At 31.6% G+C, this 14,827-nt stretch carries 17 protein-coding genes; 2 read left to right on the top strand and 15 right to left on the bottom strand.

Going from position 1 to position 14,827, the window contains the following annotated elements:
• Nucleotides 1-4 precede the first annotated feature (4 nt).
• Entirely contained in the window at nucleotides 5-211 is a 207-nt protein-coding gene (ccoS, locus tag ELQ07_RS00760; RefSeq protein ID WP_002852798.1) for a cbb3-type cytochrome oxidase assembly protein CcoS, read from the bottom strand.
• On the bottom strand, nucleotides 208-2,565 hold the full coding sequence (locus ELQ07_RS00755) for a heavy metal translocating P-type ATPase (RefSeq protein ID WP_134224601.1): 2,358 nt from the start codon (nucleotides 2,563-2,565) through the stop codon (nucleotides 208-210). Before ELQ07_RS00755 ends, ccoS begins: the two co-directional genes overlap by 4 nt.
• 108 nt (nucleotides 2,566-2,673) lie before the next feature.
• Here ELQ07_RS00755 and rho point away from each other — a divergent pair, with 108 nt between their 5' ends.
• Together rho and ELQ07_RS00745 are read left to right on the top strand one after the other, a co-directional pair.
• A complete protein-coding gene (gene rho, locus ELQ07_RS00750; protein WP_057042622.1) occupies nucleotides 2,674-3,972 on the top strand; it encodes a transcription termination factor Rho in 1,299 nt (432 codons plus the stop codon).
• Nucleotides 3,973-3,975: 3 nt separating this feature from the next.
• Nucleotides 3,976-5,505, top strand: coding sequence for a DNA polymerase III subunit gamma/tau (locus ELQ07_RS00745; protein ID WP_134224600.1), 1,530 nt, complete (start codon nucleotides 3,976-3,978; stop codon nucleotides 5,503-5,505).
• Here ELQ07_RS00745 and ELQ07_RS00740 read toward each other — a convergent pair.
• The 13 genes from ELQ07_RS00740 to ELQ07_RS00675 all read right to left on the bottom strand — a co-directional run bounded on the left by ELQ07_RS00740 (nucleotide 5,502) and on the right by ELQ07_RS00675 (nucleotide 14,782).
• A complete protein-coding gene (locus tag ELQ07_RS00740) occupies nucleotides 5,502-5,711 on the bottom strand; it encodes a DUF2165 family protein (protein ID WP_208359320.1) in 210 nt (69 codons plus the stop codon). The genes ELQ07_RS00745 and ELQ07_RS00740 overlap by 4 nt on opposite strands.
• A gap of 118 nt (nucleotides 5,712-5,829) precedes the next feature.
• On the bottom strand, nucleotides 5,830-6,012 hold the full coding sequence (locus ELQ07_RS00730; RefSeq protein ID WP_134224599.1) for a DUF2165 family protein: 183 nt from the start codon (nucleotides 6,010-6,012) through the stop codon (nucleotides 5,830-5,832).
• A 71-nt stretch (nucleotides 6,013-6,083) separates the two neighbouring features.
• Nucleotides 6,084-8,174 (bottom strand): copper-translocating P-type ATPase CopA, encoded by a 2,091-nt coding sequence (copA, locus tag ELQ07_RS00725; protein ID WP_134224598.1) that lies wholly within the window; start codon nucleotides 8,172-8,174, stop codon nucleotides 6,084-6,086.
• Nucleotides 8,174-8,368, bottom strand: coding sequence for a cation transporter (locus ELQ07_RS00720; RefSeq protein ID WP_002852760.1), 195 nt, complete (start codon nucleotides 8,366-8,368; stop codon nucleotides 8,174-8,176). The genes copA and ELQ07_RS00720 overlap by 1 nt, the downstream gene beginning before the upstream one ends.
• Nucleotides 8,358-9,308 carry a CDF family cation-efflux transporter CzcD gene (gene czcD / locus ELQ07_RS00715; protein WP_070317044.1) on the bottom strand — a complete coding sequence of 317 codons (951 nt, stop codon included), beginning with the start codon at nucleotides 9,306-9,308 and terminating at the stop codon, nucleotides 8,358-8,360. The genes ELQ07_RS00720 and czcD overlap by 11 nt, the downstream gene beginning before the upstream one ends.
• A gap of 74 nt (nucleotides 9,309-9,382) precedes the next feature.
• Nucleotides 9,383-9,646, bottom strand: coding sequence for a zf-TFIIB domain-containing protein (locus ELQ07_RS00710; RefSeq protein ID WP_002933229.1), 264 nt, complete (start codon nucleotides 9,644-9,646; stop codon nucleotides 9,383-9,385).
• 70 nt (nucleotides 9,647-9,716) lie between these two features.
• Nucleotides 9,717-10,211, bottom strand: a complete 495-nt coding sequence (locus tag ELQ07_RS00705) for a threonine/serine exporter family protein (RefSeq protein WP_002853757.1) — start codon at nucleotides 10,209-10,211, stop codon at nucleotides 9,717-9,719.
• A complete protein-coding gene (locus tag ELQ07_RS00700) occupies nucleotides 10,208-10,984 on the bottom strand; it encodes a threonine/serine exporter ThrE family protein (RefSeq protein ID WP_134224597.1) in 777 nt (258 codons plus the stop codon). Before ELQ07_RS00700 ends, ELQ07_RS00705 begins: the two co-directional genes overlap by 4 nt.
• A gap of 80 nt (nucleotides 10,985-11,064) precedes the next feature.
• Nucleotides 11,065-11,664 carry a DedA family protein gene (locus ELQ07_RS00695; RefSeq protein ID WP_134224596.1) on the bottom strand — a complete coding sequence of 200 codons (600 nt, stop codon included), beginning with the start codon at nucleotides 11,662-11,664 and terminating at the stop codon, nucleotides 11,065-11,067.
• 79 nt (nucleotides 11,665-11,743) lie between these two features.
• Nucleotides 11,744-11,971 (bottom strand): hypothetical protein, encoded by a 228-nt coding sequence (locus tag ELQ07_RS00690; protein WP_002861881.1) that lies wholly within the window; start codon nucleotides 11,969-11,971, stop codon nucleotides 11,744-11,746.
• Between the two features lie 10 nt (nucleotides 11,972-11,981).
• A complete protein-coding gene (locus ELQ07_RS00685; RefSeq protein ID WP_134224595.1) occupies nucleotides 11,982-13,427 on the bottom strand; it encodes a DUF3373 family protein in 1,446 nt (481 codons plus the stop codon).
• A 155-nt stretch (nucleotides 13,428-13,582) separates the two neighbouring features.
• Nucleotides 13,583-14,065 carry a peptidylprolyl isomerase gene (locus ELQ07_RS00680; RefSeq protein WP_070317040.1) on the bottom strand — a complete coding sequence of 161 codons (483 nt, stop codon included), beginning with the start codon at nucleotides 14,063-14,065 and terminating at the stop codon, nucleotides 13,583-13,585.
• 9 nt (nucleotides 14,066-14,074) lie between these two features.
• A complete protein-coding gene (locus ELQ07_RS00675; RefSeq protein WP_134224594.1) occupies nucleotides 14,075-14,782 on the bottom strand; it encodes a YebC/PmpR family DNA-binding transcriptional regulator in 708 nt (235 codons plus the stop codon).
• Nucleotides 14,783-14,827 lie beyond the last annotated feature (45 nt).

Raw genomic sequence — 14,827 nt, 5'->3', positions numbered from 1 at the left:
CTTTTTAAGAAAGCCTTTTTTTATCCAAAGCTTCTTTTTTACGCCTTTCTAATTCTATAGCATCACGTAAAGAATCCTCATCATCATTTAAAGTAGTAAATTTATAATCATCATCAAATTGCTTATTTTTAATCCCCCAAAGCAAAGTTGCCAAAATGATAAAAAACGCTAAGATAGAAACCCCTATCATCATCATGATTATACTATTCATTCTTTGATCCTTAAAGCATTTAAAACGACTATTATACTACTAAAAGACATAGAAATAGCAGCAAATAAAGGATTTATCATACCCAAAAAAGCCAAAGGTATGGTACAAGCATTATAGAACAAAGAAAAAGCAAGGTTTTGCTTGATAATTTTAAAGGTGTTTTTAGATAATTTGATGGCTTTTTTTAAAGAAAGCAAGTCGTTTTTCAAAAGCAAAACATCGCTACTTTCTATAGCCAAATCACTTCCTTCTCTTAAAGTCATCGAAACGCTTGCGTATTTTAAAGCTAGTGCGTCATTTACCCCATCACCTACAAACAAAACTTTGTAATTTTTGCTTAAATTTTCTATAGCTTTCATCTTATCTTCAGGCAAACAAGAAGCTTGATAATTTTGAATTTCTAACTTTTTAGCTATTTTTTCCACTGCTTTTTGATGATCGCCACTAAGTATCATTAATTCTTTCTTTTCTTTTTTAAGATAAGCGATAAGCTCTTTTGCACCTTCTCTTAAAACACTATCAAACTCAAAAAAAGCTAAAATTTTACCTTCCTTAGCAAAAATAAAATGAGTATTATCAAATTCCTTAGTTGCAATACCCTTTTCTTGCAAAAATTTAGAACTTCCGCCTAAAAGCAACCCTTCATTTAACTCAGCACTTAAACCTTTGGCTTGAATGCTTGAAAGTTTTTTAAAATCCAAATTTAAATCCTTAGCTCCTTTTTGCTTTAAATATAACGCAATATTTTGAGATATAGGATGTTTAGAAAGTTTTACAAAATTATAAAGCTCGTTTAAATCAAGCGTTTTATCCAAAAAAACCTCTTTAAGTTCAAGCTCTATTTTGGTTAAAATACCTGTTTTATCAAATACCACACAATCACATTTGCTTAAATCCTCTATCACGCTAGAACTTTTAAATAAAATATGTTTTTTTAAAGCTCTACCTAAAGCTACAAGATTGCTCACGGGCGTTGCTAAAGCCAGAGCACAAGGACAAGCGATAATCAAAACCGCAATTGCATTGACTAAAGAAATTTCAAAACTCTCTTCTTTGTAAAAAAACCAAAAAGCAAAACAAATAAAAGCGATCAATAAAACCGTTCTGGAAAAATAAGCCGAAAGACTATTGACCAAACTTTCAAGTTTTGCTTTTTTAGAACTTGCAAGTTCTAAAAGCTGGATAATTTGACTGAGTTTTGAATCTTTATAAAGCTTTGTTGCCTCATACTCCACACTTCCATCAAGCACTATACAAGCTGAGAAAATTTCATCTTCTTTTTGTATGAGTTTTGGGGTATTTTCTCCATTTAAAGAAGAGGTATCCACGCTCATTTCACCACTTTTACAAATCCCATCGATTAAAATTTTATCTCCAGTTTTAAGCAAAATTCTATCTCCCAAACAAACCTTTTGCACTTCTTTAGGAGCAAATTCTTTACCATTGAAAACTAAAACTTCATTTTGTAAAAAATCATTAAGCCCATCTATGGTATCTAAAGCACGCTTTTTGCTAAACATCTCAAGATATTTTCCTATAAACACAAAGCAAATTATCATCGCCACAGAATCAAAATACACCTCTCCTACCCTAAAAAACATAGCCCATAAAGAATAAACATAAGCCAAACTCGCTCCGCTAATTACCAATACATCCATATTTAAACTATGCATTTTTAAAGTTTTAAAAGCGCTTTTATAAAAATGAGATCCCGTATAAAAAAGCACAGGAGAACAAAGGATAAATTCAGCAAAATTTAAAATATCCTTAGTATCCTTATCCATACCGCTAAAAAGTCCTGCGTATTTTGCCACTGCTATCCACATGATATTCATCACACAAGCTATAGCCACAACAAGCTTAGAATAAAATTCCCTTTTTAGTAAATCCGCTTTTTTTGAAGCCTTGCTCGCATCATAAGCACTCGCTTTATAACCTATGCTTTCAATAAGTCTTAAAATTTGCACCAAAGAAATGCTTTGTTCGTCAAAAACAATGCGTGCTTTATGGCTTAAATGATTAATATCAAGTTCTAAAATTCCTTCTTGCTTGGTTAAAATTTTCTCATTAAGCCACACACAAGCTGCACATTCTATACCATGTATCATAAGATAAATTTCACTAAATCCTTCTTTGGTTTTAGTGATAAACTCATCATAATTTTTCATTTCATTTTGAAAATTTACAGGGCTTAAGGTTTGATTTCCAAGCTTTTCATAAAACTCATCTAGTCCACTTTCATGTAAAATTTCCCAAACGCTCTCACAACCCTTACAACAAAAAAATTTACCCTTATACTCTATCATTTGAGCCTGTTTATAATCAAGTTTACAATGTTCACATTTCATAATCATTCTTTAAAAAAATATTTTTTATAATTATAAACAAATTTGACAAAAAGTGCATTTTTTTACTAAAATCACATTTTACAAAAATTATTCTGCTAAATCTTACGAGGACTTATGGAAAAAGAAAAAAAACAACATCAAAGAACCCACGTTCCAGTGGAAGGTTATAAAATCGAAGAATTAAAATTATTAGATCTAGAAAATCTAGTTAAAATCGCTAATGAATGTGAAATCGAAAATCCAAGAGAATTTCGCCGCCAAGAACTTATTTTTGAAATTTTAAAAGCACAAACAAAAAAAGGCGGTTTCATACTTTTTACAGGGATTTTAGAAATTTCTTCTGAAGGTTATGGCTTTTTAAGAGGTATGGACTCTAATCTTAGCGATAGTGTTAATGACGCTTATGTTTCAAATTCACAAATTAGAAAATTTGCTCTGCGTGTAGGCGACATCGTTACAGGACAGGTAAGAGAACCAAAAGATCAAGAAAAATACTACGCTCTTTTAAAAATCGAAGCGATCAATTATCTACCTTTGCAAGAAGCCAAAGAAAGACCTTTATTTGATAACTTAACCCCTATTTTTCCAACAGAAAAAATCAAACTCGAATACGATGCTATGAAGCTTACGGGTCGTGTTTTGGATCTTTTTACTCCTATAGGAAAAGGACAACGCGGACTCATCGTTGCTCCACCACGCACAGGTAAAACAGAGCTTATGAAAGAACTTGCTGCTGCTATTGCAAAAAACCATCCAGAAATGCATTTAATCGTGCTTTTAGTCGATGAAAGACCTGAAGAAGTTACCGATATGCAAAGATGTGTAAAAGGTGAAGTTTTTAGTTCTACTTTTGATTTACCTGCTTATAATCACGTGCGTGTAGCTGAACTCGTGATAGAAAAAGCCAAAAGAATGGTAGAAACAGGAAAAGATGTTATTATCCTGCTTGATAGCATCACAAGACTGGCGCGTGCTTATAACACCGCAACTCCAAGCAGCGGAAAAGTCCTAAGCGGTGGGGTAGATGCTAATGCCCTACATAAACCAAAACGCTTCTTTGGCGCAGCTAGAAATATAGAAAATGGAGGCTCTTTAACCATAGTTGCTACAGCTTTAATTGATACAGGTTCAAGAATGGATGATGTAATTTTTGAAGAATTTAAAGGTACAGGAAATAGCGAAATAGTTCTTGATAGAAATATCGCCGATAGAAGAATTTATCCTGCAATTAATATCATCAAATCAGGAACAAGAAAAGAAGAATTACTCCAAGGCGTAGCAAATCTTCAAAAAATTTGGGCAATCCGTTCAGCAATTTCTCAAATGGATGATGTTGAGGCGTTGAAATTTTTATATTCTAAAATGCTTAAAACCAAAGACAATGTAGAACTTTTATCTATAATGAACGAGTAGAAAATGCTTCAAGCTTTAGCGATTAAATACAGACCAAAAACCTTTGATGAACTCATAGGACAAAAAACAGTTAGCGTAAGTTTAAAATACGCTCTAAATCATAATCGCTTAGCTCATGCTTATCTTTTTTCAGGACTTAGAGGAAGTGGAAAAACTTCAAGTGCTAGAATTTTTTCTCGTGCTTTAGTTTGCGAACAAGGGCCAAGTGATACTCCATGTGGTACTTGCAAACACTGTCTTGCAGCACTTGAAGGCAAACATATAGACATTATAGAAATGGATGCTGCAAGCAACCGTGGACTTGAAGACATACAAACCTTAATCGAACAAACCAAATACACCCCTTCTATGGCAAGATTTAAAATTTTCATCATCGATGAAGTGCATATGCTTACCCCACAGGCTGCAAATGCACTTTTAAAAACCTTAGAAGAACCACCAAGTTATGTTAAATTTATACTTGCAACCACAGATCCTTTAAAACTCCCAGCTACTGTGCTTTCAAGAACACAACATTTTCGCTTTAAACAAATTCCACAAAGTGAAATTTTAAATCATCTTAAAGAAATTTTACTTAAAGAAAATGTTAAATTTGAAGAAGAAGCTTTAAAATTCATAGCAAGAAGCGGCAATGGATCTTTAAGAGATACTTTAACCTTGCTTGACCAAGCTATTATTTTTTGCCAAAATGAAATCAGCATTAGTAAAATTACAGATATGTTAGGCTTTTTAGATCCTCAAAAAATCAAAGCCTTTTATCAGGCTATTTTAACAAAAGACAAGGAAAAAGTTTTTGCGTATTTAGAGGAATTACAAGACTATGAAGCCTCAAGCGTGATTGATGAAATGCTTTTTTATTTAAAAGAAAGTTTTTTTGCAAAAAGTACCGAATTTTCTACTTTAATTTATGAAAGATTTTTCCGTATTTTATCAAAAGCTAAGAATATGCTTTGCGATGATGATGGCTTTACACTTTGTGTTATGGCTTTTATGATGATGGAAGCAAGTCATTTAAAAGAAATTGACACACAAATCCAAGAAATCAAACAAGAAAATATAACAAATATTACACCTAAGATCACGCCTTCTCCTATCATGCCCAATCTTGAGAAAAAAACAGAAAAAAATGCTTATGAAATCTTGCTTGATAGTATTTATGATAGGGATTTTGATCTTGCAGAATGCTTTAAACAAAGCACGAAATTTATTAGTTTTGAAAACAATACTTTAAATATAAGCTCAAACGCACAAGGACAAAATCGCGACACACTCAATAAAGGTTTTAAACTCATACAAGAACTTTTTAAAGCTAAATTTGGAGAAAATGCTAAAATTAATGTGCAAAAAGCACTAACAATTGATGAAAATAAGCTTCAATCCTTAACTCAAGAATTACCAAACAATGAAAATAAAAACATAGATATTCAAAGTTCTATTAATATGCTTAAAGAAGGGGCAAAAAAATTTGACCCACAAGAAGATCTTAAAGAGGCTCTTAAAGATTGTTTTGGAGAGCCTAGTATAGAAAATTAATCATCATTTTTAAGAGAGATGAAAATCAAAACTAAAAACATATAATTTACCAATCTTATAGCATCAGGTAAACTATTCCACACCTTACTTATCCACATTCCAAACCATTCTACAGCAACTACTTGGAAGGCAAAAAAAACCATAAAATACAACAACAAGTTAAAGAAATAATCCCAAAAACTTAGTATTATGAAAGCTTTGAGCATCTAAATTTCTAGCTTTAAACATATCATAAGCACCTTTTTTAGAGCTGTTAAGGCAATAAAAGTTCAAAAAGAATAATTACTATAGCTTATATGATGAATCACAGGAGAAGTAATAGCCCTATAAACTAAATAAATCAGGCTTTATATCCATACTCATCACATACGAAACAAATTGGAAATTAGAATTGTAATCTATCACATTTCCAAAAACCACTATACCTGCTAACGATACAACGGTAAGCAAAATAATAACTTTTGAAAATCTAATCATTTTGCTTATGCAAAAACATTTTTGTTGCATTTATACTATTTTAATAATATATTTTAGTAATATTAATTATATATAATATATTTTTAATAAAAATTAAATTTTTAAATTCTTTTAAGTCTTAAAGAATTAAGCACCACGGTAACAGAGCTAAAACACATTGCAAGCGCTGCTATATGAGGACTTAAAGTGATAAAAGGCACAAATCCTGCCGCGATAGGAATGCAAAGTGCATTATAAATAAAAGCCCAAAAAAGATTTAGCTTAATAATACTGCGTGTTTTTTTAGCAAGTTTAAAGCATTTAAAAATCGCTGATAAATCATCTTTTATCAAGATAAAATCTCCTGTTTTTTTAGCAAGTTCATTTGCTTTTGAAAAACTCATACTCACGCTTGCAGCAGATAAAGCCGCCGCATCATTGATCCCATCTCCTACAAAAAGAGTTTTTTCAAATTTTTGAATGATTTGTAGTTTTTCTTCACTCTTAAGTTGAGCGTGAAATTCATCTATTTGTAATTCTTTGGCTATTTTTTCTACATTTTCTATATGATCACCACTTAAAATAAAAGTTTTAAGATTTTGCCCTTTTAAATTTAACACAAGCTCTTTAGCCCCATCTTTTAAAGCATTGCTTAATAAAACACTGCCTAAACACTTTTTATTCTTAGCAAAATACACCCTAACATATTCTTTAAAAGAATCATCGCTTTCTTTTGTGTCAACTTCATTTTCGTGCAAAAACTCCGCACTACCTACAAGATAAATATCATTATCTTCTTTGTATTTTATGCCAGAACCCACAATCACTCTTCCTTCACCCTTTAAATCAAAAATTTGATCTTTATGTAAAGCCTTGGCTATAGGATGAGAGCTTAAACTTTCAATTTGACACAATTTATCAAAATCATCTTTAGAAAGATTGTGTTTAAAAATACTCAAATTTTCCTTTGTTAATGTACCTGTTTTATCAAAAAAAGCATACTTAACTAAGGCTAATTTTTCTAAAGCAGCAGGATTTTTAATAAGAATGAAATTTTTTGCCGCATTTGAACTTGCCACAACCAAAGCTATAGGCGTTGCAAGACCTAAAGCGCAAGGACAAGAAATCAAAAGCACAGCACAAGCGTGCAAAAAAGCTGTATTTAAATCTGCTTTTACCACCCAAAAAACAAAAACTAAAAAAGCAAAAAATATTATACCCCCTACAAAGTATTTAGAAATTTGATCTGCTAAATTTGCCAAAGGACTTTTGATATTTCCTGCTTCAAAAACTAGATTTTTGATTTGTTCTAAAGTACTATCCATAGCCTTTTTATTTGCTTTAATCCTTAAAGCACCATTTAAAACCACTGCTCCTGCTTGAACTTCATCGCCTTCTTTTTTTAAAACAGGCAAAAACTCCCCATTTAAAAAACTCATATCAAGCTCTGCGCTTCCTAAAAGCACCACTCCATCTGCAACAATGCTTTCTCCTTCTTTTACCAAAAGCACATCGCCACTTTTGACAAAAGAACTTGGAATTTCTTTAATACTTTCATCTTCAAGCAAAATTTTTGTCTTTTTTGTGTCTATATTTTCTAAAATTCTTTGATAATCTTGTGCTTTAAATTTAGCCTTACTTTCAAGATATTTTCCTAAAAGCACAAAGGAAATAATCATCATTGCACCACTAAAATACAAATCTTCTTCTTTAAAAATTTGCAAATACACTAAAAAAGAATACACAAAAGCACTCAAAGTCCCCAAAGCTACAAGGGTATTCATATCTAAATTTTTGCTTTTAAGGCCTAAAAAAGCATGAGAAAAAAAGTCTCTCCCGCAATAAAATATCCCAAAAAAACTCAAAGCCATTTGGATATTTTGCGAAAAAGAACTTTTAACAAACATTTCAAAATACATAATAATCACACTCAAAACTATACTTAAAAGCAAATTTTTTCTTAACTCTAAGTGTTTTTTTGCCTTGTATGCGTTCAAGCTTTGTTCATCTTCTAAAATTTCAAAGCCTAAATTCTTAATTTTTGCGATGATATCCTTGCGTTTTTTTTGATCTTCAAGTAAAAAAACCCCACTAGAATTCACATAAGAAACACTAGCATCTTTAACACCATCAATTTTTTTACAAGCTCTTTCTATGGCATTAGAACAATTAACGCAAGTCATTTTGCCTATTTTTATACGCAATTCTTCCATTATAAACGCTCTACGATCTCAAAACCTAAATCTTGAAATTCTTTTGTAAAATTTGATACTTGATTTTCTTCTAAATTTAAACTTAAAATTTTTTGCTCCAAATCCACTTCTATATTTCCAAATTCATCTTCAAGGGAATTTTTAATCAAATTTACACAATTCATGCAATTAACATTTTTTACTTTAAATTTCATTTTCACTCCTTATAGGTTGTATAGTAATGTGTCCGATTTCAAATTCATGTAGTAATTTATGGGATAAATCCTGAGATAGTTTTTCAAATTCCTTTAGATCACAAACTTTCACTTTTAAATGCATAGAAGCTACTAGCATTTTATTGGTAATTTGAGTAATATGCAAATCCACCACCTCATCCACACTAGGATTTAAAAGCAAAACTTGTTTTACTTTTTCTATATCCACAGGAGAACTTTCAAGCAAGACATTAGTGCTTTGTTTAAGCAAGATAATCGCCCATCTTAAAAGCAAGATTGATAATACAATAGCTAAAATCGTATCTATATAAACAATACCGCTAAAATACACCACTATCCCACCTATAATAACCGCTAAAGAACCCAATAAATCGCTCATCATATGTAAAAAAGCGGATTTCATATTGACATTTTCTAAATTTGCACCCTTAAACATCATCAAAGCATTAACCCCGTTTACCAAAAAGCCTAAAATAGCTACAATTATCATGGTTTTAGCGTCAATTTCTTTTGGATTAATAAATTTTTCTATAGCCTCATAAATGATAAATAAAGCCGATAAAATAATGGTTAAAGCATTGATAAAAGCCACTAAAACTTCAAGACGAAAATACCCAAAGGTCTTTTGATGATCTTGCCATTTTTCTACAGCTATAATGGCTAAAAAACTAAGAGCTAAGGCAAAAACATCAGAAAACATATGCAAAGTATCGCTTAAAAGTGCCAAAGAATTTGAAAGGATTGAATAAATAAATTGCACAAGCATCATAGAAAAAGTCATTAAAAGAGAAATTTTTAAAATCTTTTTATCCATACTCCTTGCATCAGCATGGGAATGATGATGTTCATGAGAATGTTCTTCGTGATTATGATGACAAGATTTGTTAGCTAAAGGCTCGTGTGATAAAAATTTATACATCTTATATCCTTTTTGCTTGACATTTTAAGATATTAAGCTAAAAAAGATATAAATATTTGTTATTTTTATAAAAATTAAAAGTCAAAAAGCTCACCTAGCCAACTTTCTTTCTTTTTCTTTTTATAGTAATCATTGTGCTGATGATAAGCTGAGTCATTATATCTTGACTCTTGTCTTGGAGCTTGGTTAAAATTTGCTGTATTAGGGACACTGCGTTCTATGATTTTGTCAAGTTCTCCACGATCAAGCCAAACGCCACGACACTTTGGACAATAATCAATCTCAACTCCACTTCTATCACTCATAATCAAATCTACATTACAAACTGGACATAACATACAATACCTTTTTTTTAAATTTTTGATTTAAAATTATAAAAAGAAATATTAAACAATTTTACAACAAGTTTTAATGTTTTTTTGCATGTCTAGTCATCATAAAACTTTGTTCAAAAAATATAAGCAAAGTAACACTCACTCCTATAGCTAGAGCCAAAGTCACAGAAACGGTTGTAAAAAAATAATCAAAAAATTGAACCAAAAATTCAGACTTAGCCTTCAAATCATCACTGCGTATAAAAGAAATAAGATACAAAATCGCTTTATAAGCATAAATTCCAGGTATCATAGGAATAAGAGCAGGAAAAGCGATAATTTCAGCAGGGGTTTTGATGATTTTTGCTAAAGCAATTCCTAAACATCCTATGCAAAATGAGGCAACAAAAGTTGCGATTGCTAAAGTTTGAAAATGAAAATATTCCACCAAAGTAAAACGAAGCCCATGTGCAATTGCCGCTAAAAGAGCAGATAAAATAAGGGTTTTTAAAGGTGGATTGCAAGCATAAGCAAAGCCAAATCCCGCCACAGCAGCAAAAAACATATCTCTTAAAATAAATTCAATCATCTTAAAATCCCAAAATCTGAAATACTAAGCGTCATGTAAATTCCAAGTGCTATACAACAAATCAAAATAGCCACGCTGATAATACGACTAAACCCCATTAAAATATGATCTTTTAATATATCAATCACAGAATTTATAAAAAATACCCCTGGTATAAGATACAAGATACTAGAACCCAAAGCCACATCAGAGGTATTGGTATATCCCATATCCAGTCCAAAAAATACAGACCACGATGAAACAAAAGAACAAAGGATGTATTGAATTCTTAAATCAATCTTTGCTTTAGTTAAAATATATCTTAACAACAATCCCACAAAAGTTGCAAAAAACACCAAATTTCCAGCGCCAAAATCACCGCCAAAAAGCCTACAAAAAGCCGAATTTGCCATAGAAACAAATAAAAGATTAAGCAAATAAGAATGCTTTTTTTGTTGAGAAATTTGCTCAAAAACGACTTTTGCTTTTTCAAGATCGTATTTGTGATCATATATAGCCCAGCTTAAAGCACTTAAATCAAAAATAAGCTTAAAATTAACATGGGCATGATGATTAGGTATGACATAAGTTCTTTGAATGGAGTTATCATCTATATCTACAATATTTAAAGTAATATGATGAAAAAAGAAATTGATATTTATCTCATAACCATAAACCTCGGCTATTCTTCCTACGCATTTTGCTACCCTAGCTGTATAAGTTCCAGCACTTAATAAAGTTTTAGTATATACGATTAAAAAATTAGTTAATCTTTGTATATCAGGTTTTTCCATATTTTAATCATCTTTAACTTGAATTTATTATAATTATAGCAAATTTGAAAATAATAAAGAAAAAATATTTACAATTTAAATCATTTACTAAAAGGCTTTTTGATTTTGATATAAATTAAGCTTGCGAAAATCACAAAAATAATTATAATGATTAAAATTTGAGTTAAATAAGTTTTAATCAACTCTTCATTTTGTCCTATATAATAACCCAAAAATACAAGTATAGCCACCCAAATAGCACTACCAAGCGCAGTAAAAAGTATAAAATTTACAAGTTTCATTTTTACCAAACCTGCGGGCATAGAGATATACTGACGAATTCCTGGTAAAAGACGACAAGTAAAGGTTGAAAATTCCCCGTGTTTGTTAAAAAATTCTTCAAATTTAGCAAATTTGGCTTCATTTATACCAAAATACTTACCCCATTTTAATACAAAATTTTTACCCCAAAAAAAGCAAATATAATAATTAATCAAAGCCCCTAAAACAGAACCTAAAGTCCCACTAAGTATACAAAGAGTAATATCAAGTTCACCTTTATGTGCTAAATATCCAGCAGGTATCATAACAACTTCACTTGGAAAAGGTATAAAACAACTCTCTAAGGTCATTAAGATAATAATACCCAAATACCCCCAAGCACTAGCCATCTCAACAATAAAAGAAATGGTTTCTTGCATATTAGCCTTATTTGAAGAAAATTTTAAAAAATTGTAGCTAAAAAATTAAACAGTAAAAAGCGGTTTTACACCGCTTTTTTTATTTACCTGCAACTGAAACTTGATTTGGATTGTCCGCTGCACGAGCGATCATGCACTCTTTTAAAACAGCAGCATCAGCTGGATCGCTAACTTTTTTACTAATCCAGCGTTCAACTTGTTTCATTGTTTTTGACTCTGGCTCTGGAGCTTCGTATTTTGCCATCAAACTTGCACAATCAGCCAAAGCAATGATAGGTAATAAACTTGCAAAAAGTATTTTTCTCATCTTTTGCTCCTTAGAATTTTACATTATACATTAACATGATATTATCAGCTCTTGCTTTATCTTTTTTCGCTCCACCAAATGGTAAGCCACGATTTCCCCATTTATTTTGGATATTGGTATAGCTTAAGCGCAAGAATTGATATCTATCAAGTTGATAAATCACATAAACATCATGAGCCGTTCCTCTTGTCATTCTTATATTAAGCGGATCGTTGATACTTGGACGGCTCATAGTATACCAGTATCTACTTCCCCAGAAGAACTCATACCCTACTTTTAAAGCCTTAGTAAAATCATAACGTCCACCTACATGTACCGCATAACCATCTTCTTCATTAAACTTGCCATCGCCATAACCTTGACTTTTAAGAATTGCACTTAATGGCAAACTTAATTGATTGTTATTCCCGTGAGAATAACCCAAAGATAGAAAATAATTAAAATTCGTTCCAAAAGCTTTGTAATTTTCAAAATGAAGATTTGCTATAGTTAAATCTCCTAAATTTACTACACCATCATCATCAAGAATAGTAGTAGCACCGCCACTACTAAAAGCAATTGGACCATTGTTAAGCGGCAAAGCAAAATCGCTTAAATATGCAATATTAAATAATATTAAATTATCTCCCATGCCTTCTATAGGAAGCTCTCCTTCTACCGCAGCATAGTAAAGATTTGCATCAGCATCTTTTTGATCGCTCATCCAGTCTCTTATTTTACCCTCTTCATCCCATTGATAAGTTTTACCATAAGCTGCACGGATAGCTACTTTATGATCTTGCAAACTTTCAGGTTTATAAGTGATCACCGCTGCATCACCTAGAGCGTTGATTGCTAAGGCTGGATAAGTGGATTGTCTTAAAGCATTGTTTCTAAGATTACTTCCTGGACCATCAGTTCCTGGCTGTCTTCCTACAGTCGCAATCCACTCAGGCGTGATATAGTAATCAAGATAAGCTCTATCTACATAAAGTACAGGCCCACTTGTTCTTGTATTTCTTCCTGCATCTAAGTCATAAGGAGTGCCACTCCAAGCCATTTGAGACCAGTTTTTAGCCATAGATAAACGACCATAGAATTTGGTTTTATCATTAATATCAGCATTCATATTTAAATGAAGCTCATTCATCCATTTGTTATTAGCACTATAATCTTGTCCGCCAACTTTATAATTTGTATTTGAAACCGCTGTTGAAAACTCAAGACCAAATTTAACCTTGCTTAAAGCAGCTTGAAATTCTGTTTCATCAGCTCTATCATTAAGATCGGCAAGTTCAGCTTTTACAGCTTCATTTTGCTTAGCTTGAGCTTCTCTTTCTTTTCTGATTTGTGCAAGTTCGGCTTGAATTTGCGCAAGCTGTTTTTGAAGCTTAGTTATCTCATCATCTGCATTTTTAGCAAAAAGTGAAGATGAAAGAAGACAAGCACTTAAAATAAGTGAAAACTTAGTTTTCATAATCATAACTCCTTGTAATTTTGTTACATTTAACTGAAATAAAATTATAATTATAGAAAAAAAAGCTTTAAAAAAAATTATGTGTTAATTATTTTTAGCTAGTCAAACTTATGGACTAGCTTTGTAAATTATAGTTTCAAAAAAGTTTTAAAATTTTAAATTTTATCGCAAATTTTTATATCTAGAATTTTATCTCCTTGGCGTATAGAGTCTAAAACTTCTAAACTTTCCTTATCTTTTGGATCAATTTGCCCAAAAACAGTATGAACTCCATCTAAATGAGCTTGAGGGCTGTGACAAATGAAAAATTGAGAACCACCCGTATCGCGTCCTGCGTGTGCCATAGATAAAGTTCCACGCTCATGTTTATGTTCTTGATCATCACATTCACAAATGATTTCATATCCAGGTCCACCTATACCATTGCCGTGCGGACAACCTCCTTGTATGACAAAATTTGGGATCACGCGATGAAAATTTAAATCTTTATAAAATCCTTCATTAGCTAAAATAGCAAAATTACAAACCGTTTGTGGAGCCTCATCGCCAAAAAGTTTTAGTTTCATTGTGCCTTTTTCAGTTTCTATGAGAGCAAATTTGTATTCATTTACTTTGCTTGTGTCGATTGTTTTTATCATTATTTCTCCTTAATCTATATTTGTATAAACAGCTTGAACATCATCATCATCTTCTAACTTATCTAAAAGTTTTTCTATATCGCTAAGCTGTTCTTCGCTAAAGCTTACAGGATTGTTTGGTATGTATTCAAGTCCTGCTTTTTTAAGAACTAAACCCTTAGTTTCTATAGCAGAGCTTAGCTCACCAAAAGCAGTATAATCACCGCTAATTACCAACTCTTCTTCATTTTGTTCTAATTCTTCAAGCCCTGCATCGATCAAATCAAGTTCTAATTCTTCTAAATCTCCTGCAAATTTTTCAAGATGAAAAACCGCTTTTCTAGTAAACATAAAGCCTAAAGATCCATTTTGTAAAACTTCTCCACCATTCTTGCTAAAAATGGCTTTAACATTAGCCACGGTGCGTGTAGGGTTATCGCTCATACATTCAACTATAACTAAAGCTCCATGTGCAGCTTTTCCTTCATAATGAATGTTTTTAATATCTACACCATCTTTTCCACTTGCACGCTTAATAGCTGCATCTATATTATCTTTTGGCATATTATTTGCTTTTGCTGTAGCTATAGCACTTCTTAATTTTGGATTCATATCAGGATCAGCGCCACCTTCTTTAGCGGCTACTTGTATGGCTTTAGCAAGCTTAGGAAAAAGCTTGCTCATTTTATCCCATCTAGCCTCTTTAGAAGCTCTTCGGTATTCAAATGCTCGTCCCATAAATTCTCACTTTCTTTAAAGATTTTCAAACTTAAAAGTATAAAC

The organism is Campylobacter sp. US55 (genome assembly GCF_004378955.1).
In the GTDB taxonomy this organism is placed as follows: domain Bacteria; phylum Campylobacterota; class Campylobacteria; order Campylobacterales; family Campylobacteraceae; genus Campylobacter_D; species Campylobacter_D jejuni.
Note: the sequence above shows the minus strand (reverse complement) of the source record. Positions and strands in the feature narration are given on the sequence as shown.

Bases quoted from the DNA above. Each gene is read 5' to 3' on its own strand.
- ccoS (WP_002852798.1), bottom strand. From the start codon at position 211: ATGAATAGTATAATCATGATGATGATAGGGGTTTCTATCTTAGCGTTT.
- ELQ07_RS00755 (WP_134224601.1), bottom strand. From the start codon at position 2,565: ATGATTATGAAATGTGAACATTGTAAACTTGATTATAAACAGGCTCAA.
- rho (WP_057042622.1), top strand. From the start codon at position 2,674: ATGGAAAAAGAAAAAAAACAACATCAAAGAACCCACGTTCCAGTGGAA.
- ELQ07_RS00745 (WP_134224600.1), top strand. From the start codon at position 3,976: ATGCTTCAAGCTTTAGCGATTAAATACAGACCAAAAACCTTTGATGAA.
- ELQ07_RS00740 (WP_208359320.1), bottom strand. From the start codon at position 5,711: ATGCTCAAAGCTTTCATAATACTAAGTTTTTGGGATTATTTCTTTAAC.
- ELQ07_RS00730 (WP_134224599.1), bottom strand. From the start codon at position 6,012: ATGCAACAAAAATGTTTTTGCATAAGCAAAATGATTAGATTTTCAAAA.
- copA (WP_134224598.1), bottom strand. From the start codon at position 8,174: ATGGAAGAATTGCGTATAAAAATAGGCAAAATGACTTGCGTTAATTGT.
- ELQ07_RS00720 (WP_002852760.1), bottom strand. From the start codon at position 8,368: ATGAAATTTAAAGTAAAAAATGTTAATTGCATGAATTGTGTAAATTTG.
- czcD (WP_070317044.1), bottom strand. From the start codon at position 9,308: ATGTATAAATTTTTATCACACGAGCCTTTAGCTAACAAATCTTGTCAT.
- ELQ07_RS00710 (WP_002933229.1), bottom strand. From the start codon at position 9,646: ATGTTATGTCCAGTTTGTAATGTAGATTTGATTATGAGTGATAGAAGT.
- ELQ07_RS00705 (WP_002853757.1), bottom strand. From the start codon at position 10,211: ATGATTGAATTTATTTTAAGAGATATGTTTTTTGCTGCTGTGGCGGGA.
- ELQ07_RS00700 (WP_134224597.1), bottom strand. From the start codon at position 10,984: ATGGAAAAACCTGATATACAAAGATTAACTAATTTTTTAATCGTATAT.
- ELQ07_RS00695 (WP_134224596.1), bottom strand. From the start codon at position 11,664: ATGCAAGAAACCATTTCTTTTATTGTTGAGATGGCTAGTGCTTGGGGG.
- ELQ07_RS00690 (WP_002861881.1), bottom strand. From the start codon at position 11,971: ATGAGAAAAATACTTTTTGCAAGTTTATTACCTATCATTGCTTTGGCT.
- ELQ07_RS00685 (WP_134224595.1), bottom strand. From the start codon at position 13,427: ATGAAAACTAAGTTTTCACTTATTTTAAGTGCTTGTCTTCTTTCATCT.
- ELQ07_RS00680 (WP_070317040.1), bottom strand. From the start codon at position 14,065: ATGATAAAAACAATCGACACAAGCAAAGTAAATGAATACAAATTTGCT.
- ELQ07_RS00675 (WP_134224594.1), bottom strand. From the start codon at position 14,782: ATGGGACGAGCATTTGAATACCGAAGAGCTTCTAAAGAGGCTAGATGG.